Genomic DNA, 23,019 nt, shown 5'->3' on the forward strand with positions numbered 1-23,019 from the left:
GGACGCCACGCCGAGCAGGCGCATCAGGACGAGCGCGACGAGCTCGACCCCGAGACCGAGGAGGAACTCGAGGAGAACGTCGCCGTCTGACGTCCTCTCTCTTTGCGCCTAGATGCACCCGGGTGCATCTAGGCGCAAAGAGAAGACACCAGGGGTGTGGAGAAACGCGTCACGGATGACGCGTTTCTCCACACCCCCTTCGTGTCCCTCGATGCCTCACGAGCTGCGAGCGAGCCGATGGAGGGCCCACCACGCTAGCGGCCGGTAGGCCTGCCCGACGATGGGCGGCAGATCCATCGCCATGTGGCAGCGACACCCGCCCCGACGAACCTCGACGCGGTGCTCGCCCGTCGTCGTCAGCCCCAGGACGCTGACGCGCCAGCTCCACGTCCTCGCCACCGCATCGACGTCGGTGATGACGAACCGCCCCACCGTCACCGGCCCGAGACGCCATCGTCCTTGCGTGCCGGGACGGATCACCACGGCATCCGCCTCGACCGGCGGCATGTGCGGCGACCAGTCACGCCACCGATCGACGTGCACGTAGGCCTGCCACGCCGCGTCGACACTCGCGGGCCCGTCAGCATGGACGTCGATGCGCTTCATGTCCGAATGCTAGGCGTTCCAACGGAACCCAGGTCGCGCACAGCCCTCGGACGCCCCGCGCCGACCCCAGCACGCACGATGGCGCGTAACTCACACGCAGGCGTGCAGTTGCGTGCCTACCTGTGAGTTACGCGCCATCCTCAGGGTCAGGCGACCCTCGACTCCGTTCGCTTGATCCTCAGCGCGCGGACTACTCCTTGGCTCAGTTCCTCAGCGCCCGATTCGGCAGGGCCGGGCCGTCGCACGCTCCGGCGCGGACCTACCTCGGTCGGGCTTGATCGTCACTGAGCCCACGGCGCGCTTCGTCAACGCTCCCTACGCCGAGGTGTGAACGCCTCGCAAGCTCGGCATCCACACCCTCGACTCCGCTCGCTTGATCCTCAGCGCGCGGCTTTCTTGTCTCGCCGACGACGGTGCAGAATCGGCTCGGTGTAGCCGTTGGGCTGCTTCGTTCCCTCGAGGATCAGCTCCTTGGCCGCGTTGAACGCGATGCCGTCGAAGCCCGGCGCCATGGGCTCGTACTTCGCGTCACCGGCGTTCTGCTGGTCGACGACCGGCGCCATGCGCCTCAGCGACTCGACGATCTCGTCTTCGGTGACGATGCCGTGCTGCAGCCAGTTCGCGAGCAGCTGGCTGGAGATGCGCAGCGTCGCCCGGTCCTCCATGAGCGCGACGTCGTGGATGTCGGGCACCTTCGAGCAGCCGACGCCCTGGTCGATCCAGCGCACGACGTAGCCGAGGATCGACTGGCAGTTGTTGTCGAGTTCCTCGCGCTTGTCGGCGTCCGACCAGTCCGTGTTCTCCGCGAGCGGGATCTGCAGGATGTCGTCGACCGACGCGGCCTTGCGCTTCGCGAGCTCCTCCTGCACGGCGAACACGTCGACCTGGTGGTAGTGCAGCGCGTGCAGCGTCGCGGCGGTCGGCGACGGCACCCACGCCGTCGTCGCGCCGGCCTTCGGCTGGCCGATCTTCTGCTCGAGCATGTCCTTCATCAGGTCGGGCATCGCCCACATGCCCTTGCCGATCTGCGCCTTGTGCGCGAGACCGGCAGCGAGGCCCACGTCGACGTTGTTGTCCTCGTACGCCTTGATCCACGTGGAACCCTTCATCTCGCCCTTGCGGATCATCGGGCCCTCGAGCATCGACGTGTGGATCTCGTCGCCGGTGCGGTCGAGGAAGCCCGTGTTGATGAACACGACGCGCTCCTTGGCGGCGTCGATGCAGGCGGAGAGGTTGACCGTCGTGCGGCGCTCCTCGTCCATGATGCCCATCTTGACGGTGTTCTTCGCCAGCCCGACGACGCTCTCGACGCGCTCGAACAGCTCGTTCGCGAACGCGACCTCCTGCGGGCCGTGCATCTTCGGCTTGACGATGTAGATCGAGCCGGCGCGCGTGTTGCTCACGCCGTCCTTGTCGGCGAAGCCGTGGATCGCAGCCGGGACGGTGACGAGGGCGTCGAGGATGCCCTCGCCGATCTCGTTGCCGTCGGCATCGAGGACGGCGTCGCTCGTCATGAGGTGGCCGACGTTGCGGACGAACAGCAACGAGCGGCCCGGAAGGGTGAACGTGTCGCCGCCGGGGGAGACGTATTCGCGGTCGGGGTTGAGCTCGCGCTTGAACGTCTTGCCGTTCTTCGTGATCTCCTCGGCGAGGTCACCCTTGTTGAGGCCGAGCCAGTTCGTGTAACCGAGCACCTTGTCCTCGGCGTCGACGGCGGCGACGGAATCCTCGAGGTCCATGATCGTCGTGACAGCCGACTCGACGAGGACGTCCTTGATGCCGGCCGGGTCGGTCGCGCCGATCGGGGACTCGGAGTCGATCTGGATCTCCAGGTGAAGACCGTTGTGCTTCAGCAGGATTCCCTCCGGCTGCGCAGGCAGCCCCACGTAGCCGGCGAACTCGTCAGTGTTCTTCAGCGACGTCGTGCGCTCACCGTCGAGGTGGACGACGAGCTCGCCGCCGTCGACGCCGAAGCCGGTGACGTCGGTGTACGAACCCTCGGCGAGCGGGACGGCAGTGTCGAGGAAGTTCTTCGCGAACGCGATGACGGCGTCGCCGCGCACCGTGTTGTACGAGGTGCCCTTCTCCTTGCCGTCGGCCTCGTCGATCGCGTCGGTGCCGTAGAGCGCGTCGTAGAGCGAACCCCAGCGGGCGTTCGACGCGTTGAGCGCGAAGCGGGCGTTGAGGATCGGCACGACGAGCTGCGGGCCGGCCTGGTCGGTGATCTCACGGTCGACGTTCTGCGTCGTGATGCTGAACTCGGCCGGAGCATCGACGAGGTAGCCGATCTCGGTGAGGAAGCTCTTGTACGCGTCGAAGTCGGGCTTGCCCGGGTTGGCGCGGTGGTATTCGTCGATCTTGGCCTGGAGGTCGTCACGCTCGGCGAGCAGGGCGCGGTTCTTCGGGCCGAGCTCGGCGACGACGTCGGCGAAGCCCTTCCAGTACGTGTCGGCGTCGACACCGGTGCCGGGCAGGACCTGATCGTTGATGAAGTCGTACAGGATCGTCGCGACCTGCAGACCGTTCACCTCGGTGCGCTGCGTGTCAGCCATGAGCGTTTCCTTCCTCGCGGGGGCATGCCGCCCCCTACGCTACTGGTCGGTAACGTTTCTGTGGGGCAAATCCTCCAAGCCGCCCTCCGCGATTCCCGGACACATCGGCGATTCCTGTCCCCATCGGCGAGTTTCGTCCACTTTCGCAAGCCGCGCCACGAACAGACCACTGAAGATGGTGGCCAGGCCGACCGGTGACGCAGGCGACTGCCGGGGTGACGACCTCTCGCCCCGCGGCGGCTCAGACGTGGGCGTCGAGCCAGGCGAGGATGTCGGCGACGACCTCGTCGCGGTTCGTCTCGTGGAGGATCTCGTGGCGCGCGCCGGGGTAGAGCGTCAGGGTGACGTCGTGCACCCCGACGCCGCGCAGCAGATCGGCGACGGGTCGCACGCCCTTGCCGTTGTCGCCGGCCGGGTCGGCCTCGCCGGAGATGACGAGAACCGGCAGATCCGACGGCGTGCCGGCCGCGAACGAACGCCGGTTGACCAGGCGCAGCCCGCCCAGCATGTCGGCGTAGAACGCGGCGGTGCAGACGAACCCGCACAACGGGTCGGCGACGTAGTCATCGACGGCGGCCTCGTCGCGCGAGAGCCAGTCGAAGTCCGTGCGCGCAGGCGCGAACTGCTTGTTGAACGCCCCGAACGACATCGTGTCGAGGAGCTTGCTCGCGTGCGTGCGCCCCCGCAGACGGCCCTCGGCGCGCGCGACCTGACGTCCGACGCGGCCCAGCAGCCCAGGATCGGCGGGCGTTCCGGAGACGATGAGACCCGCCAGTAGATCGCCGTGTTGCGCCGCGAACGTACGCACCAGTAGCGAACCCATGCTGTGCCCTAGCAGGACGACGGGGCGACCCGGCACCTCGGCCTGCGCGCGCCGCGTCACCTGGAGCAGGTCGTCGACGACGCGCGCCCACCCGTCATCGTCAGCGAAATGACCGAGCACACCACCCTCGGCGGTGCGCCCGTGCCCACGGTGATCGTTCGCGTAGACGGCGTACCCGGCCGCGTTCAACTCCTGCGCGAACCGCTCGTAGCGCGCCGAATGCTCCGCCATGCCGTGAGCGATCTGCACGACGGCGCGCGCTTCTCCGTCCGGCAACCACCGCTGACCGCGGATGACGACGCCGTCACTCGCCGCGACCTCGAACTGCTCTGCTGCCATGTTGACCTCCGGTGTGATTCCGCGACGCTCTTGGATGGGGCGTGAAGACCCCATCGAACCACGCCGACCCGCGATGTTGCCCGGGATTCGGGGCTCCCGTGCCCCAGATCCCGGGCAACATCGAGTGATCGTCAGAGAACTACAGAACCATTCTTCTCGGTTCTCTTCGTCAACGTTCACTTCGGCAGGATCCTCGCTGTGACATGCGCGTCCGCCCGCGCCCGGCATGGCTGGAGCAATCCTCGCTTCGCTGCGGTGACCCCACCCATGCCGTACTCGACGGACACGACGCTGCGGTCCTACCTTCGTTCACTAGATCCTCAGAGAACCATCCGAAACAGGGGCGAGTCGGGATCCACCCGCTCCACCCGCGCCGGCGACGCATCGATCCGCGCAAGCAGATCGGGCAACGACGACGGGTCGCCCAACTCCAGGCCGACGAGCGCCGGGCCCGTCTCGCGGTTGGAACGCTTCGTGTACTCGAACAGCGTGATGTCGTCGTCAGGCCCGAGCACCCCGTCGAGAAAACGCCTCAACTGCCCGGGTTCCTGGGGAAATTCGACGATGAAGTAATGCTTGCGGCCCTCGAACACGAGCGAACGCTCGACGACCTCCGCATAACGCGACACGTCGTTGTTTCCGCCCGACAGGATCGCGAGGACGAGCTCGCCATCGGCGAAGTCGACACCCGGCAACGCTGCGGGCGCGAGCGCGCCGGCAGGCTCCGCGATGATGCCGTCGCTCTGATACAGGTCGAGCATCTCCGTGCAGATCTGCCCCTCCGGCACGCTGAAGCACGGCACGCCGCCGGCAGCGATGATCGGGTACGTGTGCGCGCCGAGCAGACCGACCGTCGCGCCGTCGACGAACGGATCGGTCACCGGCACCGCCACCGGGCGTCCCTCAGCAAGCGCCGCCTGCAGCGACGGCGCCCCCACCGGTTCGACGCCGACGATGCGCGTCGACGGATGGCGCTCGCGCACCCACGCCGTGATGCCCGCCAGCAACCCGCCGCCACCGACGGGCACGACGACGACATCCGGCACCTTGCCGTACTGCGCCTCGCACTGCGCGAACGCCTCGAGTGCGACGGTGCCCTGCCCCGCGATGGTGCGGACGTCGTCGAACGCGGGCACGAGCGTCGCCCCGGTCGTCGCAGCGAATTCGCCTGCAGCGCCAGCGGCGACGTCGTACGTGTCGCCCTCGACGACCGTCTCGACCCACGGCCCGCCGAGCACTCGAACCCGCTCACGCTTCTGACGGGGCGTCGTGCGCGGCAGGAAGATCGTCGCCTTCACGCCGAGGCGCGAGCACGCGTATGCGACGCCCTGGGCATGGTTGCCGGCCGACGCGCAGACGACGCCCGCCGCGCGCGCGTCGTCGTCGAGCTGCGCGATGAGGTTGCTCGCTCCACGAATCTTGTACGAGCGCACCGGCTGCTGATCCTCGCGCTTGAGCACGACGCTCGCGCCGAACTTCGTCGACAGGCGGCTGCTCTCGAACAGCATCGTGGGGTGGAGCAGGTCGGTGAGGCGCTCGGCGGCGGCTTCGACGTCGGACGCATCGACCTCGGGACGCAGGGTGGGTGTGCTCGTCACGTCAGCCACCGTCTCACGGGCGACCCCGCGAATGTCGGGATGAACCGGATCGCGGATGCCCCCCTGCTCTCCCGCGTGCGACCCGGCAACCTCGGGCGCGGCTCAGCCGACGACGGGTGACGCAGCGGAAGCTGCGGCAGCGCCCTCGCGGCACGCGCGGCAGACGCCCCAGTACGTCACCTCGGCCTCGTCGATGTCGAACCCCTCGCTGAGTTCGGACTCGTGCGCCGCCGTCAGGCACGGTGTGTCGCCCACGGCGCAGGGGATGTCGACGATCGTCGCGCATTGTCGGCACACGAGGTGGTGGTGGTTGTCGCCGACGCGTCGTTCGTAGAGCGCGGATTGGCCGGCCGGCTCGATGCGGCGGATGATGCCGTGCGCCGTCATCGCATGCAGGGCGTCGTAGACGGTTTGCGTCGAGACCTTGCCGTAACTGTCGCGCACCGCCTGGATGACGGTCTCCGCATCCGAGTGGGGGCGCGTCTCGAGGGCATCGAGGATGGCGACGCGCGGGCCGGTGATCCGCAGGTTCACCTGACGCAGCATGGTGCGCGGATCGGTGGCGGGCGTCGTCGTCATGCCTCCATGATGCCGCGATTTCTGGAACGAATCAAGAAAGTCTGCTCGTCGAGTGGGGCAGGGTCCGCAGATCGGCTATGATGGTTGGCGAGGGGAGTACTTCCCACGTCTCGGCTCCGGTCAATACGAGCGCGATCATGCGCGCTCCCGGTTCGAGAGCGGCGGATCGTTCCGCGGCGAAGGAGACCTCAGTTCGTCACTCATGCGATCTGAGGTAGTTCCATGCACTCCCTGGCCACCCCCACTCTCTGGGCCGTGACGCTCATCGGGCTCATCGTCCTGTTCGCGCTCGACTTCCTCGTCACGCGCAAACCTCACGAGGTATCGCTCAAGGAAGCGACGGCCTGGTCGACGTTCTACATCGCGTTGCCGGTCGCGTTCGGCGCCTGGTTGTGGAGCGCGCACGGCTCGACGACGGGCACCGAGTTCTACACCGGCTACCTCGTCGAGAAGTCGCTCAGCGTCGACAACCTGTTCCTGTTCATGATGCTGCTGACGGCGTTCGCCGTGCCCAAGATGTACCAGCAGCGGGTGCTCCTCATCGGCGTCGCCGGCGCCCTCGTCATGCGCGCCATCATGATCGCGCTCGGCGCGCAGTTGCTCACGAACTTCGCCTGGATGTTCGTCATCTTCGGCGCGTTCCTGCTGTGGACGGCCGTGAAGGTCTGGCGCGACACCCGTCAGGGCGACGACCACACCGTCGACCCGGGTGACATGCGCATCGTCAAGGTCATCCGCCGTTTCTTCCCCGTCACCGACGGCTACCGCGGCTCCGCGATGCTCGTGCGAGAAGATGCTGACGCCGGCGCCACCGGTCGGTCCGTCCGTCGCGCGTTGACGCCTCTGGCCGTCGTGACGCTGGCCGTCCTCGCGACGGACGCCTTGTTCGCGCTTGACTCGGTGCCCGCCGTCTACGGCATCACGTCCGACCCGTACCTCGTCTTCGTGACGAACGCGTTCGCGCTGCTCGGTCTGCGCGCGCTGTACTTCCTCGTCGAGGGCGTCCTCGGCAGGCTCGTACACCTCGGCTACGGTCTCGCCGTCATCCTCGCGTTCATCGGCTACAAGCTCATCGCGCACTGGGCGCACGACGTCTGGTCATGGGTGTGGACGCCGTCGACGGCCGTCTCGCTCAGCGTCATCGTCCTGTCGCTGCTGACGGTGACGGCGACGAGCTTGGTCGCCACCCGTCGTCGCTGAATCACGAGACAAGCCCGCCGCGCAGGCCTGTGAGGCCTGCGCGGCGGCGCGCTGTCTGCATCGCCGGGTGCCGGGCCACTCGCGCGCTACACGCGCGCGTGTTCGCGCGCCGGCACATCGGGGGTGCCGGCCGAACGCACGAGATGCCGGGCTCGCGCGGGAAACCAGGGGTCACGATCCTGCGGCGCGCCCTCGGGTTCGACGACGGCGTAGACGGCGAGCATCTCGGGCGGAAATGGGGCGAGGGAGCGCGCGAGGTCATCGTCGACGTAGTTGACGCGCAGCTTGCGGCTGATCGTGCCGTCACCGTCCATGCGGTACTCGATCTTGAGCACCTTGTCCTCGGGCAGATCGTTGAGGATGTCGTCGAGGCCACGCACCTCGCTGACGCTCCAGCGGCTGCGATGCACCTCGAGCGCATCACCGTAGATGGGTGTGAGCAGTCGCGTCGTGAGCTCGACGTCAGTGGCGCTGGCGATGACGCGCGGTCGCCCGTCGTCGAGAAAACGGACGCGACGCAGCATGGCGCCGCTCGAGAACAGGCCGGCCTCGACGGAGCGCACGTGCGCGCTGACGGGGGTGCGGTCCTTCGTCAGCGGACCGGGGATGTCGTGTGCGTGCGCCCAAGCGTCCCCCGGCTCGAGTTCGCACGCACTGATCTCGTACCCGGTCCACGTCGCACGCCCGAACACGGGCTGCCCCACGAGCGGCCGCGCCTTCTTCGCGCAGTCGGTGGCCAGTGCTACGAAGGGCGTCTGCTCCCACGTCAGATGCGGCGGCGAACCGAACGGCAGCACCCCACAGCCCGTCAGGACGACCTCGTCCTCACACAGCGCCAACTGCCCCCGCAGTTCGACGCTCATCCCCTCGTCGAGCACCAAGCTCGTCATCGGATTGCTCATCGGCCTCCGCCCCCGGCTGACGGTGACGGCCGCAGGCGCCCCGTTCATTCATGCATTATGAGATCCGACTCATAAGTTGTGCAAGGGGCAACAATTCGGTGGCGGAGGCCGAAATTAGGTTGCTGGGGTCAGCGGCGCCGCAGGATGCGCAACGAGCCCGTCTGCGACACCTGCTCGAAGCCGTCGCCCAGGGCGCGTTCGACGACATGCCACGGTGCCTGCCCGCCGTCGGCCGGGTCGGGGAAGACGTCGTGCACCGCGAGCAACCCGCCGACGCTGACGTGCGGCGCGAACGCCGCGTAGTCGTGCTGCGCCATCTCCTCGACGTGGTTGCCGTCGAGGAAGAGGAACTCGACGGGGGTGCGCCACCACGTCGCGACCTGCGCCGTCGTCGCGACGACGATGCTGACGACGTCCTTGACGTGCTCGTCCCACGTGCGACGAAATGCGGGCAGCGTGTCGAGCAGCCCCGAGTGCTCATCGACCATCGACGTGTCGTGCCACTCCCAGCCGGGCTGATTCTCCTCGCTGCCGTGGTGATGGTCGACGGTCACCACCTGCGTTGCGGCGTCGGACGATCCGGCGACGACGCGCGCCGCCTGCGCGAGCAGCACCGTCGACTTGCCGCAGTACGTGCCGATCTCGAGCCAGGTGCCGGGACGGGCTCTCGCGGCCGCCTCGTACAGGGCCTGACCTTCGTCGTCGGGCATGAAACCGGTCGTCGCGTGGAAGGCGTCGAGGACGTCCTGGGGAAGGGGCGGGGTGCTCATCGGGGCTCCTCGTGGTCTCTGGCGGCGCTATGGCTCGGCGTGCGGGCCGGCCACGTCATGGCGTGGAAGAAGTTGGCGGCGGGCGTGAGGCCGTCGAGGGCATCGGCGGCGAGCAGCATCGCGCCGGCGCTCCATCCCGTCTGCTCGACGGGCCACACGGCGTCGTCGTCGACGACGTACCCCGTCCAATAGCCGCCGCTCGTGTCGCGTGTGTGCTGCAGGTCCGCGAAGACGGCGCGGGCCTCGCGTCGCGCGCGATCTTCGTGCGGCGTGCCGTCGAGGCAACACAGCGCCATGACGAGTTCGGCGCTCTCCCCGCCGGTGACCCACGGTCGGTCGTCGACGCAGCGGACCCCCTGGCCCTCGATGACGAAGCGATCCCAGTCGCGACGCAGGTGCGTGGCAGCGTGGTCGCCGACGAGCGCGCCGCCGAGGACGGGGTAGAACCAGTCCATCGAGAAGCGGCGACGGTCGGCGAACAGTTCGACCTGACGCACCGCTGCCGCGAGCCGGGCGCCGGAATCGCGCCAGGACGCAGCGTCATCGATGTGGCCGAGGGTATCCGCGATGGCGGCCGCGGCCCACAGCGACTGCAGGATGCTGGCGTTGCCGGTGAGCAACGCGTGGTCGCCGAGGCCGCCGCGACGGTTGATCGCCCAGGCGATCGTGCCGTCATCGCGCTGGGCCGTCAGGACGTGTCGGATCGCCGCACGGACCATCGGCCAGTTCTCGGCGAGGATGCCGCGGTCGGGGCCGTCACCGCGCCCTGCGCCGGTGACGAGCGCGAGATGCCAGACGCCGACGGCCGGGTAGGCGCACTGGTTCGTGTCGCTCTCGTCCTGTTCGACGACGCCGTCTCTCACGCGCATCGGCCAGGAGCCGTCCTCACGCTGCGTTTCGCGCAGGTGCTGCAGGCCGAGACGGGCGCGTTCGCTCAGCTGCTCGGCGGTGTGATTGACACGTGGTGATCCGGTTTCACGTGAAACATGGGCGGCGATCGTCAGGCCCATGAGTGCCTCGGTGTGGTTCCAGGCGTCCCACTGCCCGCCGACGAACCACGGCAGCGCGCCGTCTTCGCCCTGGAGGCGAGCAATGAACAGGCCTGTCTCGCAGACTTGTTCACTGGTGAGGGCTGGCGTCATCGGCGTGACGGGGCTCAGTACTGCTTCTGCAGGTACACGACGAAGCTCTTGCCCATGACGGGGTTGAGCGCCTTCTCGGCCTGACGCGTCAGCGCCGGCGCCTTCATCATGTCCCAGACGAGCATGCGGTGATACGCCTTGACGGCGGGGTTGGTGTCGTTGTCGACCCCGACCGCGCACTTGAGCCACCAGTACGGCGAGTGCAGCGCGTGCGCGTGGTGCGTGCCGAGCGTCGTCAGGCCACGCTTCTCGAGCATGCCGACGAGTTCGCTCGCCTTGTTGATGCGCACGTGGCCACCCTCGACCTCGTGGTAGGGCGTCGACAGGGCCCAGCAGATCTTCTCGGGCCAGTACCGCGGCACCGTCACGGCGACGAGGCCGCCGGGCTTGGTCACGCGCACGATCTCGTCGATGGCGGCGTCATCCTCGACGATGTGCTCGAGCACTTCAGAGGCGATGACGCGCTCGAAGCTCGCGTCGTCGAACGGCATCGCGCGGGCGTCACCCTGGACGGTGCGGTAGGCGCCGCTCGCAGGCACCTGGCCCTCGGCGGCCATGGCGTCGAACATCGTCTGCACCTCGTCGAGGTCGGACTGGCTGAAGTCGAACGCCGTGACGTCCGCGCCGCGACGCAGCGCCTCGAAGCTGTGACGTCCCTGCCCGCACCCGACGTCGAGCACCGTCATGCCCGGGCCCAGGGTGAAGCGGTTGAAGTCGACGGTCAGCATCGGGCGATCTCCTCGGTGTAGACGGCGGCCGTTGCCTCGGCGACAGCCCGCCATGAGTATGTCGTGACGGCCCGACGGCGACCGACGCGTCCGAATCGCGTTCGGGTCTCCTCGGATTCGAGCAGGCTGACGATGCCGCCCGCGAGAGCGCGCGCATCACCTGGCTCGACGAGGATGCCGGCGTCAGAGCCGTCGGCGTCAGCGCTCGTGTCCGCCTCGCCCGTCGCGTGGGCGCGTGGGCCCGCGCTCCCGCCGTGGGCGGCGGGAACCCTGCCTGCGCTGCCGGTGACAGTCGACGTCTCGCCGTCGGTGCCGTGCACGAGTTGCGGCAGCGCGCCGACGCGCGTCGCGACGACGGGTGTGCCGCACGCCATGGCCTCGACCGCGGGCAGCGAAAAACCTTCATAGAGACTCGGCACGACGTGGACGGCGGCGCTCGCGAGTAGACCCGCGAGGTCGTCGTCGCTGATGCCGCTGACGAACCGGACGCGAGGGGACAACCCGAGGGCTTCGAGTTGGGTCTCGACCGCGCGGTTCGGTGTGCCGACGACGACGAGTTCGCGCCACGCGTCCTGCGGTAGGAAAGCGAGCGCGTCGATGAGCACACTCAACCCCTTGAGTGGCACGTTCGCGCTCGTGATCGTCGTCAGGCGTCCGGGCACGCGGTGGCGCGCCGAACCGTCAGGCCAGAACGTCTCGACGTCGACGCCCGGGGCGGACGTCTCGACGGCGATCCCAGGTGCACTCTTCGCGACGCCGGCGTCGGGCGTGAACGTCTCGACGTCGACGCCGACGGGGATGACGCTGATGCGTTCGCGGTCGACCCCGAATTCTCGGACGATGTCGTCGCGGCTCGTCTCGCTCACGGTGATGATGCGGCTGCTCGCGCGGGCGACGCGCGCCTGCATCGGCACGAACGAGTACCAACGCCATTTCGTGTACTTGCGCCACGGGTTCGTCGCGGCCTCGATCTCGAGGCGGCGGTCGGTGCTGATCGGGTGGTGGATCGTCGTGACGACGGGCAGGCCGCCGCGCGCGATGTCGAGCAGGCCCGGCGCGAGCGTCTGGTTGTCATGCAGGACGTCGAACTCTCTTGACCGCGTACGCATCTCGCGCGCCAGTCGCATCCCGAACGTGCGTGGTTCGGGAAACGAACCCGACAGCATCCCCGCGTATTCGACGACGTCGATGCGGTCGCGCAGTTCGCGCGGATGGGGGTGACGGAACGGGTCGTCATCGTTGTAGAGGTCGAGGCTCGCCAGCTTCTCGAGGCGCAGTCTGCCGGGGTTCGTCGGCTCGATGCTCGCCGTCGCGCCGGCCCGCTTGGTTGACGACGTCTGGCGACTCGCTGGACCCGTCGCCCGGTCAGTCGCACGGCCAGCCACAAGGCGGGCGTCGTCCAGTTCGGGGTAGGGAGGGCCGGAGAAGACGGTGACGTCGTGGCCGAGAGCGGCGAGTTCGCGGCTGAGGTGACGCACGTAGATGCCCTGGCCGCCGCTGTGCGGCTTGCTGCGATAGGAGGACAGCGCGATGCGCATCGGGCCCTCCTTCGCAAGCGGCGTGGTTCGGTGGTCAGCCTACTCGGACGCTACTCGCGGGTACGACAACGTGTGGCGGCACGCGCACCCGTGGCGTCGATCACCACATAGGGTGCAGGTTGTATCGGCCGTCGATGAAGGTGGCTTTTCGCGTCTGACTGCACCGCGATTCTCGTCCACATCTGCACCTCTTGTCCCCATCTGCGATTCCTGTCCCCCTTCGCGATTTTCGTCCACATCGGCGAACGGCGTCCACGTTCGCCCCGAGAGGATCCCATGAGCTCAACAGCATCCGCCCCGCGCGTCGGCGGTGAGCGTCGCAACTCGGTGATGAGCAATGTCGCGCGTGGTTCGCTCGGCAATCTCATCGAGTGGTTCGACTTCTACAACTACGCGATCTTCACGACGTACATCGCGTCGAACTTCTTCGCCAAGGGTGATGAGACGCAGGCGCTGCTCGACACGTGGGCCGTCTTCGCCATCACGTTCCTGATGCGGCCCATCGGGTCGTGGTTCTTCGGACGCTACGCCGACCGCAAGGGTCGCCGCGCCGCCCTGACGACGTCGGTGCTGCTCATGGCGCTCGGTACCCTCATGATCGGCGCGGCGCCGACCTACGACCGGATCGGCATCTGGGCGACCGTCCTGCTTTGGGTCGGGCGCGCGATCAGCGGCTTCAGCGTCGGCGGTGAATACGGGACGACGGCCGCGTACATGTCGGAGATCGCGACGCCGAACCGTCGCGGGTTCTACTCGAGCTTCCAGTACGTGACGCTCGTCGGCGGCCAGGTGCTCGCAGCGTTGCTGCAGGTCGTCCTCCAGCACGTGCTCGACAAGGAGCAGATGCACACCTGGGGGTGGCGTCTGCCGTTCTTCATCGGCGCCGCGGGCGCACTCGTCGTGCTGTGGCTGCGGCGCAGCATGGACGAGACGGCTGACGTCGCGGATACCGCCTCGGGTGGCGCTGCGGCAGGTACCTCGACCGAGAACAAGGGCTCGCTCGGCCTGCTGTTCCGCGAGTACTGGCGGCCGTTCATCGTCGTCGTCGGTCTGACGATCGGCGGGACGACATCGTTCTACGTCTACACGACCCTCATACAGAGCTACATGAAGAAGGTGGCGGGGCTCGACGCGGACACCGTCTCGATCGTCAACCTGTGCGCGCTGACGGTGTTCATGCTCGTGCAGCCGCTGTACGGCCTGCTGTCCGACAAGATCGGGCGACGCACGATGCTGCTCATCTTCGGCGTCGGCTCGCTCATCATCACGTGGCCGGTGCTCGGCGCGATCCGCTCGGTCGAATCGGGCATCGCGGCGTTCGGGTTGCAGCTGTTCGCGCTGCTCGTCGTCGCGTTCTACACGTCGGTCAACGCCGTCGCGAAGGCCGAGCTCTTCCCGACGCGCGTGCGCGCCCTCGGCGTCGGACTCGGATATGGCCTCGCGAACGCCGTATTCGGTGGCACCGCGCCCTACATCGGCACCTGGTTCGCCTCCCATGGCAACGAGAAGGGCTTCCGCGTCTACCTGCTCGCGTGCGTCGCAGTGTCGCTCGCCGTGTACCTGTGGGGGCTGCGCAACAAGACGGTGACCGAACTCGATCGCGACTTCGGCTCCGCCTGGGGTGACGCGCCGGACGCGCCGTCGTTCGATGACGCCCGCCCGGGGGGTCGCTGAGCGTCGCGCGCCCGCCTCATCTGCGATTCCTGTCCCCATCGGCGAATCTCGTCCACGTTCGTTTGTCCCAATTTTTCCCCGAGGATCCTGCGTGCCATCAGCTCTCGACGGCCTGCTCATCGCCGACTTCGGCCGCGTCCTGGCCGGCCCTTACGCGACGATGCTGCTCGGCGACCTGGGCGCCGACGTCGTCAAGATCGAGCGCCCTGACGGCGGCGACGACACGCGCTCCTGGGGTCCGCCGTTCACCGAGGACGGGGAGGCGACGTACTTCCTGTCGGTCAACCGCAACAAGCACAGCGAGTTCTGGGATCTTCGCGAGGCGGACGATCTCGCCGCCGCACGTGATCTCGTGACGCGCGCCGACGTCGTCGTCGAGAACTTCTTGCCGGGGACGATGGCGCGGCTGGGGCTCGGGTACGAGCAGGTGCGCGAGTGGAACCCGGACGTCGTGTACGTCTCGATCACCGGTTTCGGTGAGTCGTTGTTGCCCGGGTACGACCTGCTCGTCCAGGCCGTCGGTGGCCTCATGTCGGTGACCGGGCCGCCTGACGAGCCGACGAAGGTCGGCGTCGCGCTCGTCGACGTCGTCACCGGTCTGCATGCTGCCGTCGGCATGCTCGCGGCGCTGCGGCATCGCGACGCGACGGGGGAGGGGCAACTCGTCGAGGTGTCGTTGCTGTCGTCCCTGCTGTCGGCGCTGACGAATCAGGCCGGCGCGCACGTCATGACGGGGGCCGTGCCGCGCGGCATGGGCAACCGTCACCCGTCGCTCGTGCCGTACGAAGTGTTCGAGACCGCAGATCGGCCGCTCGCCATCGCCGTCGGCAATGATCGCCAGTTCGCCTGCGCCGCAGAGGTTCTCGGTCATGGTGAGTGGGCGCAGGATGCCCGTTTCGTGACGAACTCCGCCCGTGTCGAGCATCGCGACGACCTCGTCGCGCTGATGCTCGAGGTGCTGTCGGCACATGGCGCGCAGGAATGGGCCGAGCGTTTCGCGGACGCCGGTGTGCCCGCCGGGCCCGTCAACGATCTCGCGCAGGCGTTCGCGCTCGCCGAGTCGGTCGGCCTCGACATGCGCGTCGACGTCGAGGGCGTCGCGCAGGTCGCCAACCCGATCCGCATGTCTGCGACGCCCGCGACGTACCGTCGGCGCCCGCCGTCGCTCGGGTGAGCTCGGGGGTGGTGACGTCCTGCGGTGGCTCGCTGCACGTCACACCCACCAGCACGGGGCGCGCCCGGCCGCGTCCCCACCTGACGTCGAACAGCACCGAGTGGGGATGATGCCTGGAACGAAGCGTCACGGCGGGAAGGGTTCGCGCCGCGTCGGTGTTTGAATGGTCGAGAACCTGACGTCTGTGAAGGAGCGCCCGCGTGGCAACCATCGAACTGACCGGTGAGAAGTTCACCGAGACCATCGAGAACAACGGCATCGTCCTCGTCGACTTCTGGGCGGCCTGGTGCGGCCCGTGCCGTCAGTTCGCGCCCGTGTTCGAAGCGGCGAGCGAGAAGCACGACGACATCGTCTTCGCGAAGGTCGACACCGACGCCGAGCAGGAGCTCGCGGCGGCCGCGAACATCCAGTCCATCCCGACGCTCATGGCGTTCCGCGACGGCCTCATGGTGTTCTCCAACTCGGGCGTGCTGCCCGCGGCGGCCGTCGAGGACCTGATCCGTCAGATCCGTGAGCTGCCGATGGACGACATCCGCGCCAAGATGGAGGCCGACGCCAAGGCTCGCGAAGCCGGCATGGGTGCCGGTGGCGGCTGTGGCTGCGGCGGGTGCAACTGCGGTCGCGCCGAGAGCAAAGAGACCGCGGCCCAGGCCTGAGCCTCGACGAACGCCCGGCGCCCCGACTCGGGGTGCCGGGCGTTCGCGTGTTCATGACGCGTCATACGTTCACCGTCGAGCGCCGCCGGTCACGGTGCGGGCCGCAGGTTCAGCGTGGGCGTCGGCACATCGAGTTCGCGAAGCTGCGCCACGACGGTCGCCGCGTCGTTCTTCACCTCGGACGTTGTATTAGACGGGTTGCCCCTCACCGTGAGGACGGCGCTGTCGTGCTTGTGCGTCAGGTAGACGCCGTCACGTCGGTACGACCTGCTGCTCGCCGGCGGGGTCATGAGCCGCGACAGGGTGTCGGCCATCGTCGACCATCCGGTCGTGTGCGTCGTCGCGCCGATCGGCACCGCACCCGCGGCGTGCTCGCACCGGAAACGAAACTCCGCTGGCGTGCCGTCGCGGCGTATCGCCGACAGCGCGGTGACGGTGTGCGCGGCCGTCGCGTCGAGCGTCGCGCAATCGCTGGTTTCGATGGTGGAGCGAACGACGAACGACGGCGCGTCGTCCCTGCCTGACCACGACCAAGACGCCGACGACGACGGGTTGACGCGGGCAGCCGCCAAGAACGCGTCGACCTGAGTGCTCGTCAACGCGCTGGCTCTGGGCGGGGACGAAGCCGTGCCGTGGCTGCCGTTGTTGGTCGGCACGATGAGACCACCGTCCTGCGGCGAGTGCAGGCTGAAGCGGATTCGCCCGGGAGAACCTGCCCACTCCGGCGGAGCCGTGCGCGGGTAGAGCTCGTTGATCGTGCGGTTGACGTCGAGCACGTGGCGTGCGCTGGCGTCGTCCGTCAGCATGACGTCGACCGTGAACTCATGGTCAAGGCCCTGGCAGCCGTCGATGCAGTTCACCTTCATCACGACGCGCGAATTCGCCACACCAGGCTGGTGGCGCACGGTGTTCGCGATGTTGCGCGCGATCGCCGGGTCCGGCTGTGCCGGCTCCGATCCGCCGTGCCCGCCTGAGGCACCGATTCGGGACGACAGCGCGAACGCCGAAACGGCGCCGATGATGCCCAGCACCGCGACGGCGATGGTGATGATGATGGACCGGCGCATGTCTTGCTCCCCTCGATGGTGTGCTGGTGTGACGTGCGCGCGGGTGTGGTGGTTCCGTCGAGGCCGGTGGTGATGGCGTGCCGACGCACCGCACGGCAGTGTCGTATCTCGTGTGTTTCGCGCGCCGCCGCCGGGCTACGAGATCGCACGTGGCACTTCGTGGCCCGACGTGTGCGGCGAGGGGTTCCTGTGGACCGGCGGGATCAGGGTGTCTCGAGGCCGCCCCTCCACGTTGAGGTGCGTGGCCAGCTGCGTGTTGGATGGGCGCATGACTTCTTGGATCGCCCCGCATCTCGTCCTCGGCACGATGCATTTCGGCACGAAGACGGACGAGGGGACGTCATTCGCCCTCATGGATCGCTACGTCGACGCCGGTGGGCGCACGCTCGACACGGCCAATTGCTATGCGTTCTGGGCGAATCCGACGGGTGCGGGCGGTCAGAGCGAGCAGATGATCGGGGCGTGGCTGCGCGCCAACGCCGGCATCCGCGAAGGTCTGACGATTGCGACGAAGGTGGGTCAGGAACCGGCGCGGGCCGGCGAATTCACCGAGTGGGAGGGCCTTGCGCCTGACGTCATCGCCACCCAGTTCGAGCGCAGCCGCGAACGTCTCGGCATCGACGTCGTCGATGTCTACTGGGCGCACGGTGAGGATCGTTCGACGCCGATGCCCGACGTCGTCGCGGCGCTGGGTTCCCTTGTTGCGCGAGGGAAGGTGAGCCGGCTCGGTGTGAGCAACCACCCGACGTGGCGCGTCGAGCAGGCACGCATGCTGGCCGCCGAGCAGGGCGTCGAGCCGTTCACGGCCCTGCAGCTGACGACGTCGTACGTCCGCCCGCGCCCCGACACGCAGGTGCCGGGCAAGGATCACCGTTTCGGGTTCGTCAGCGACGAGACGATCGACTATCTCGAGACGCATGACGACCTCGAGTGCTGGGCCTACAGCCCGCTGATCCAGGGTGCGTACGACCGTGACGACCGGCCGCTGCCCGAGGTCTACGACCACCCGGGGACGACGTGTCGCCTCTCGGCGCTGCGGTCGGTGGCTGACGAACTGGGCGCGCAGCCCGGGCAGGTCGTGCTGTCCTGGCTCGTGCAGGGCAGCCCGTCGATGCGCCCAATCGTCGGGGCAAGCTCGCTCGAGCAGCTCGACGCCGCACTGGCGGCTCCGCAGCTCAGCGACGATCACGTGGCGCGCCTCGATTCGGCTCGCTGACGATCCCCCCTCGTGCGCTGGGTGGCGCGAGTGCGGGTGGTAAGCGCGTCAGGCTTCCTCATGTGCGTCAGCCCGCGAGATGAAGAGATGAGGCGGTGAGTCGTCGCGTCCGAGGAAACCGTCAGGAAATCGCGTCGTGTTCGTGCACCTCGAGCGCGCCAGACGGGCACCGCGCCACGGGTGCGCCTCCGTTCGGGTCGTGGCTGCCGTCTGTGAGGAACCGCATCCTCGACGCTACTCCGCCCGGGCCAGGACCATCGCGATGCCGACGCGGCCTGTCACGCCGAGTTTGGTGGCGGCCGACGTCAGGTGTTGTTTCACCATGCTTTCGCTCAAGAACAATTCGGCGGCGATGGCGGGGTTCGACATCTCCTGCGCCACCATCTCGACGATCTCGCGCTCACGGTCACTCAACCGTGCGAGCTTCGCGCGAGCGTCCATGCGCGCGGCGCCCCCGGCGTCGAGGTATCCGGTGCGCAGATGCGCAGCGCTCGCGGGCGACATGGGGCTGCGCCCCTCGTGTGCGTCGCGGATCGCCCCGTACAGCGCCTCGCGCGCCGACGCCTTGAGGATGAACCCGACGGCACCGGCGTCCATCGCCTGCGGCACGTACTCCTGCTCGTCGAACGTCGTGAGAATGATGACGCGCGGTGCGTTCGGCCGCTTCGTCAGTGCGCGCGTCGCGTCGATGCCGTTGATGCGCTCCATGCGCACGTCCATGAGGACGACATCCGGGTGATGTGCTGTGACGACCCCGATCACCTCGTCGCCGTCGCTCGCAGTCGCGACGAGTTCGATACCGGGCGCGGCCTTGAGCATGACGCGGATGAGGTCGAGCACCATCGGGTCGTCGTCGACGGCCATGACGCGGATCGCGCGCTCAGCGCCGTCATGGGCCGGAAGGGATGCGCCGTCGGGGCGGTCAATGTCGTTCATGCTCAACTGCTTTCGTACTCTCGTCGCATTCGACACGTGTGGTGCCGTGGATCGAGCCGTCGTCAGACACGCGGCATCGTCCACGGCAGCGTGGCGCTCGCGGTGAAGCGGCGACCGTCGGGTGACGGGCCTGCCCAGAACGATCCTCCGACGTCCTGAGCGCGCCGCGCCACGCCCGTCAGGCCGGTTCCCGAACCATCCGATCGGGCAGCGCGCGCGACATCGGGCAGCGGGTTGGTCGTCGAGATCGTGATGCCACCGCGCGCGTCACCGCGGATGTCGAGCTGCACGAGAGAGCCCGGCGCGTGCTTGCGCGCGTTCGTCAGCAGTTCGGTGGTGATGCGGTACGCGCTGCGCGAGATGACGGGGTCCAGGGGGTGCGACTGATCGACGAACACGTTCGAGCTGACGGGCGTGCCCGCGTCGATGCACTCACGCACGAGATCGGCGATGTCGGCCAGATCGTGATGATCCGCCGACTCGTCGGTCGCGCCGGTGCGCAGCATCGCGAGCAGCGAACGCAGATCCGTCATCGAACCGGCCGCGCCCTCCTGGATCTGTCGCGCGCGATCCTCGACGTCACGCGAACCCGCCTCCTGCGCCTCGATCTCGAGAGCGTTGGCCTGCATCGACAGCAGACTGAGGCGGTGGCCGAGCACGTCGTGCACCTCGCGTGCGAGGGCCTCGCGCTCATCCTTCTCCGCCATCTGCCGGCCGAGATCATGCACCTTTGCCTGCGTCTGCTGGGCCCGGGCGCGCGCCTCGTCCGCCTGTCTGACGGCGTCCTGCGCGCGGACGTCCGACTGCCGCGCCTGCGCCTGCGCCTGCGCGGCATGGGCGCGTTCGTGGTGCGCGACGGCGGCGGCGCGCGAGGCGTCACGGCGGCTGCGACGCACGAGCGCCACCCCCGCGAACAGACCGACGAGCAGGGCGGTGATGAGCGCGACCTGCCACCACGGCATCGCCGGCCACGAGCCGGACGAGCCGTCAGGGTGCTCGATGCTGTTCCAGAAACTCGTGCCGTCGCGGGTGCCGCGCGAGTCACGCCAGACGGCGACGAACGTCGCCAGCGTGGCAGCGGCACTGACGGCGACGTGCGCGCGGACGTCAGGGTGCCACACGATGACGCTCGCCATCGCGATGAGCGCGGGCAGACTGTCGGTGGGCAGGGCGAGGCCGGGCAGGCACGCGAGGGCAGCGGTGACGAGCAGCGCCGTCGTCGAACGCAGTCGCCAGCAGAGGCCGGCGGCCGCTGCGATCGAGGCGAGAAACGCGGTGACGCTAAGCGCGTTGCCCGAGCCGCCGGGCGCCGCGCCGTCCATGCGCGGGGTGACGTAGGCCGCGGCCAGCGACGCGGAGAAGATGGTGCCCACGATGATGGCGGCGTTCGTGGCGCGACGACGTGCACGTGAGGAGTTGCCGAGAGGCGCGGTCGAATTCGTCGCCGCGGGCGGGGTGCCGAGGGGCGTCGCCAGCCTGTTCGGCGGGTCGGTGCTGGGCGCTGGCATCGTCACGCCGCTCACCCTAGACGCGGCCACCGACAACGTGGCGTTCTGCGCCTGGCGGGGTGTGCACATCTGCGATTCTCGTACACATTCGCAGGGTCGGTTTCCGTGACGCATGGGCGCGAATCCGCGCTCGACGGTCGGCACCGGCACCGACGTCAATGCGATGCTGCGCATCCTGTTCTCGCGCATCGCGACGCCGAGCATCGGCGGCCCGCGGGCGTACTCGTTCATCGTCGGGTCGGCTTCGGGTCGGGCTCCCTCAAAAGCCGACGGCACCCGCGAGGTGCGGCAGTTCACCGTCACCGGGGGCATGTGCGTGCGCTGCGAGGGGCGCGGCAGCGTCAGCGACTTCGACCTCGATCAGCTCTTCGACAAGACCAAGTCGCTCGCCGAGGGCGCTCTCACCGTCCCCGGCATGATGATGGACGGCTGGTACGGCCGCATCTTCGCCTGCTCGAAGTTCTTCGACATGGACAAGCCGATCAAGGACTACACCAAGCGCGAGCTCGACAACCTCCTGCACAAGGAGCCGACGAAGATCAACATCGACGGCGTCAACCTCACGTACGAGGGCGTCATCCGCGCATCCAGCGTTGGATGCTGAGCAAGGATGCGGCCACGAAGATTCTCGACCGGCTGCACGACGTACGCGCGGCGCGCTCTCACCGTGAGCGCGAGCGCGGTTGAGTCAGTCAGTCACGGCTGACGCAGGTCGCACCAACTGACTCAGTTGGCTTCGCCGGGGCGAGTGAGGGGGGCGGGCTCGATCGCTCGACACCATTCTCGGCGGTTCTGCCCGATCGGGCAGGTGACGTCTGACTGATCGGGTGATGTGGCAGGTGCTGCCGGGCAGCGAGTCTTCGGGGGTCGCAGCCGAGCAATCGGCGGATGCGGCACTTCCATTCACCCGACGCGATCTGCGTCGACTCTTCCCCGGAGTGCACGATGAACAACAGCAACGGCGCTACCCACTTCGACGGTTCGACCGGCCAGAACGGCAACAACGGCGCGCAAGGCTACCCGCAGGGCGCGCAGGGCTACCCCCAGAACGGCTACCCGCAGAACGGCCAGCAGGGCTACCCGCAGCAGCAGTGGCAGCCGCAGGAGCCGCCGAAGAAGAAGAACTTCTTCGTCCGTCACAAGATCCTGACGGGGCTGCTCGCCCTCTGCGTCGTCGGTGGCATCGCCAGCGCGGCAGGCGGCGGCAACAAGAACGACTCGTCCGCCTCGAGCGCGTCCTCGTCCGGCACGTCGAAGAGCGACGCGAAGAACACCGCGAAGGACGAGTCGAAGAAGGAGGAGAAGAAGGACGCTCTGCCCGCCGTCGGGCAGTCGGTGACGGACGGCAAGTTCACCTTCACCGTGACGAAGATCGAGCGCGATGTGCCGAGCATCGGCGGCGAATATCTCAACAAGAAGGCGCAGGGCGCGTACACGCTCGTGCACGTGACGGTGAAGAACACCGGCACCGAGACGCAGTCGCTGTCGGCTGACGACCAGAAGGCCTACGACGCGAACGGGGTCGGCTATGAGGCGACCTCGGACGGCGCCATCTACATCGAGGGCAACGACACCCTCTACACCGAGATCAACCCGGGCAACACGCTCAAGGGCATCCTCGTCTTCGACGCGCCGAAGGGCACGAAGCTGACGAAGGTGCGCCTGCACGACTCGATGTTCTCCAACGGCGTCGAAGCCTCCCTCTGACGAAGGCCCACCCCTGAAGCCGTGTGCCGCAGCGTGATCGCCACATCACGCCCCGCGCAGAGCTCTCGGACCCCCTCGTCCCATCGACCTGAACGCCGCACGACCCCTCCCGCGTCGGCGTTCGGCGGCGCCCGGTGTTCTTCCCGCCGGCGCCGCGCCCGCTCCCTGCACGCCTGAACCGGCACGCATCGGCGGCAGGACTCTTGGGGAAGAGGGAGACGCCCGTCATCGCATCCGCGGTGGCGGGCGCTTCCGTTCCGCAGCACTCTCAGCCTCCCCACAGCGCCGGGATTCCGCGCTTGTC

Annotated in this window: 20 protein-coding genes; 7 read left to right on the plus strand and 13 right to left on the minus strand. The window is 68.3% G+C overall.

The window, feature by feature from the left end:
- Positions 1-216: 216 nt before the first annotated feature.
- The 5 genes from J4Z35_RS05300 to J4Z35_RS05320 form a co-directional block, all read right to left on the minus strand.
- A complete protein-coding gene (locus J4Z35_RS05300; RefSeq protein WP_006946391.1) occupies positions 217-606 on the minus strand; it encodes an SRPBCC family protein in 390 nt (129 codons plus the stop codon).
- Between the two features lie 380 nt (positions 607-986).
- Positions 987-3,158 (minus strand): malate synthase G, encoded by a 2,172-nt coding sequence (locus tag J4Z35_RS05305; RefSeq protein WP_006946379.1) that lies wholly within the window; start codon positions 3,156-3,158, stop codon positions 987-989.
- Positions 3,159-3,399: 241 nt separating this feature from the next.
- Positions 3,400-4,320 (minus strand): alpha/beta hydrolase, encoded by a 921-nt coding sequence (locus tag J4Z35_RS05310; RefSeq protein WP_006946386.1) that lies wholly within the window; start codon positions 4,318-4,320, stop codon positions 3,400-3,402.
- Positions 4,321-4,640: 320 nt separating this feature from the next.
- Positions 4,641-5,927 (minus strand): threonine ammonia-lyase IlvA, encoded by a 1,287-nt coding sequence (ilvA, locus tag J4Z35_RS05315; RefSeq protein ID WP_062256791.1) that lies wholly within the window; start codon positions 5,925-5,927, stop codon positions 4,641-4,643.
- Positions 5,928-6,020: 93 nt separating this feature from the next.
- A complete protein-coding gene (locus J4Z35_RS05320) occupies positions 6,021-6,497 on the minus strand; it encodes a Fur family transcriptional regulator (RefSeq protein ID WP_006946384.1) in 477 nt (158 codons plus the stop codon).
- A 222-nt stretch (positions 6,498-6,719) separates the two neighbouring features.
- On the opposite strand from J4Z35_RS05320, the gene J4Z35_RS05325 reads away from it, so the two are divergent.
- Positions 6,720-7,697: a TerC/Alx family metal homeostasis membrane protein gene (locus tag J4Z35_RS05325; protein WP_074040467.1), complete on the plus strand. Its 978-nt coding sequence runs from the start codon at positions 6,720-6,722 to the stop codon at positions 7,695-7,697.
- An 86-nt stretch (positions 7,698-7,783) separates the two neighbouring features.
- Here the strand turns inward: J4Z35_RS05325 and J4Z35_RS05330 are convergent, their stop codons facing one another.
- From J4Z35_RS05330 to J4Z35_RS05350, 5 genes are all read right to left on the minus strand, one after another.
- The gene (locus J4Z35_RS05330) at positions 7,784-8,647 is read right to left on the minus strand and encodes a hypothetical protein (RefSeq protein ID WP_143181241.1); all 864 of its coding nucleotides are present in this window, start codon (positions 8,645-8,647) and stop codon (positions 7,784-7,786) included.
- 80 nt (positions 8,648-8,727) lie between these two features.
- Complete coding sequence (locus J4Z35_RS05335; RefSeq protein WP_062256800.1) at positions 8,728-9,369, minus strand: class I SAM-dependent methyltransferase; 642 nt, start codon at positions 9,367-9,369, stop codon at positions 8,728-8,730.
- Positions 9,366-10,511: a hypothetical protein gene (locus tag J4Z35_RS05340; RefSeq protein ID WP_074040465.1), complete on the minus strand. Its 1,146-nt coding sequence runs from the start codon at positions 10,509-10,511 to the stop codon at positions 9,366-9,368. The genes J4Z35_RS05335 and J4Z35_RS05340 overlap by 4 nt, the downstream gene beginning before the upstream one ends.
- Positions 10,512-10,525: 14 nt before the next feature.
- Positions 10,526-11,239: a class I SAM-dependent methyltransferase gene (locus J4Z35_RS05345; RefSeq protein WP_074040464.1), complete on the minus strand. Its 714-nt coding sequence runs from the start codon at positions 11,237-11,239 to the stop codon at positions 10,526-10,528.
- Positions 11,233-12,777, minus strand: coding sequence for a glycosyltransferase family 4 protein (locus tag J4Z35_RS05350; protein WP_074040463.1), 1,545 nt, complete (start codon positions 12,775-12,777; stop codon positions 11,233-11,235). Before J4Z35_RS05350 ends, J4Z35_RS05345 begins: the two co-directional genes overlap by 7 nt.
- Before the next feature lie 276 nt (positions 12,778-13,053).
- On the opposite strand from J4Z35_RS05350, the gene J4Z35_RS05355 reads away from it, so the two are divergent.
- From J4Z35_RS05355 to trxA, 3 genes are all read left to right on the plus strand, one after another.
- Positions 13,054-14,451, plus strand: coding sequence for an MFS transporter (locus tag J4Z35_RS05355; RefSeq protein WP_208065425.1), 1,398 nt, complete (start codon positions 13,054-13,056; stop codon positions 14,449-14,451).
- 91 nt (positions 14,452-14,542) lie between these two features.
- Positions 14,543-15,625 (plus strand): CoA transferase, encoded by a 1,083-nt coding sequence (locus J4Z35_RS05360; RefSeq protein ID WP_208065426.1) that lies wholly within the window; start codon positions 14,543-14,545, stop codon positions 15,623-15,625.
- Positions 15,626-15,825: 200 nt separating this feature from the next.
- Positions 15,826-16,281 (plus strand): thioredoxin, encoded by a 456-nt coding sequence (gene trxA / locus J4Z35_RS05365; RefSeq protein WP_006946393.1) that lies wholly within the window; start codon positions 15,826-15,828, stop codon positions 16,279-16,281.
- An 89-nt stretch (positions 16,282-16,370) separates the two neighbouring features.
- On the opposite strand, the gene J4Z35_RS05370 is transcribed toward trxA, so the two are convergent.
- Positions 16,371-17,348 carry a hypothetical protein gene (locus J4Z35_RS05370; protein WP_006946399.1) on the minus strand — a complete coding sequence of 326 codons (978 nt, stop codon included), beginning with the start codon at positions 17,346-17,348 and terminating at the stop codon, positions 16,371-16,373.
- Between the two features lie 268 nt (positions 17,349-17,616).
- On the opposite strand from J4Z35_RS05370, the gene J4Z35_RS05375 reads away from it, so the two are divergent.
- Positions 17,617-18,564 (plus strand): aldo/keto reductase, encoded by a 948-nt coding sequence (locus J4Z35_RS05375; RefSeq protein ID WP_006946401.1) that lies wholly within the window; start codon positions 17,617-17,619, stop codon positions 18,562-18,564.
- A gap of 234 nt (positions 18,565-18,798) precedes the next feature.
- On the opposite strand, the gene J4Z35_RS05380 is transcribed toward J4Z35_RS05375, so the two are convergent.
- Entirely contained in the window at positions 18,799-19,500 is a 702-nt protein-coding gene (locus J4Z35_RS05380; RefSeq protein WP_006946381.1) for a response regulator transcription factor, read from the minus strand.
- A gap of 62 nt (positions 19,501-19,562) precedes the next feature.
- A complete protein-coding gene (locus tag J4Z35_RS05385) occupies positions 19,563-21,008 on the minus strand; it encodes a histidine kinase (RefSeq protein WP_243754884.1) in 1,446 nt (481 codons plus the stop codon).
- 112 nt (positions 21,009-21,120) lie between these two features.
- Between J4Z35_RS05385 and J4Z35_RS05390 the strand changes: the two genes are divergently transcribed.
- Together J4Z35_RS05390 and J4Z35_RS05395 are read left to right on the plus strand one after the other, a co-directional pair.
- The gene (locus J4Z35_RS05390) at positions 21,121-21,612 is read left to right on the plus strand and encodes a hypothetical protein (RefSeq protein ID WP_006946310.1); all 492 of its coding nucleotides are present in this window, start codon (positions 21,121-21,123) and stop codon (positions 21,610-21,612) included.
- Between the two features lie 341 nt (positions 21,613-21,953).
- The gene (locus J4Z35_RS05395; protein WP_050786562.1) at positions 21,954-22,715 is read left to right on the plus strand and encodes a DUF4352 domain-containing protein; all 762 of its coding nucleotides are present in this window, start codon (positions 21,954-21,956) and stop codon (positions 22,713-22,715) included.
- Positions 22,716-23,019: the final 304 nt, after the last annotated feature.

Source organism: Dermacoccus sp. NHGro5, from assembly GCF_017565385.1.
Lineage (GTDB): Bacteria > Actinomycetota > Actinomycetes > Actinomycetales > Dermatophilaceae > Dermacoccus > Dermacoccus nishinomiyaensis.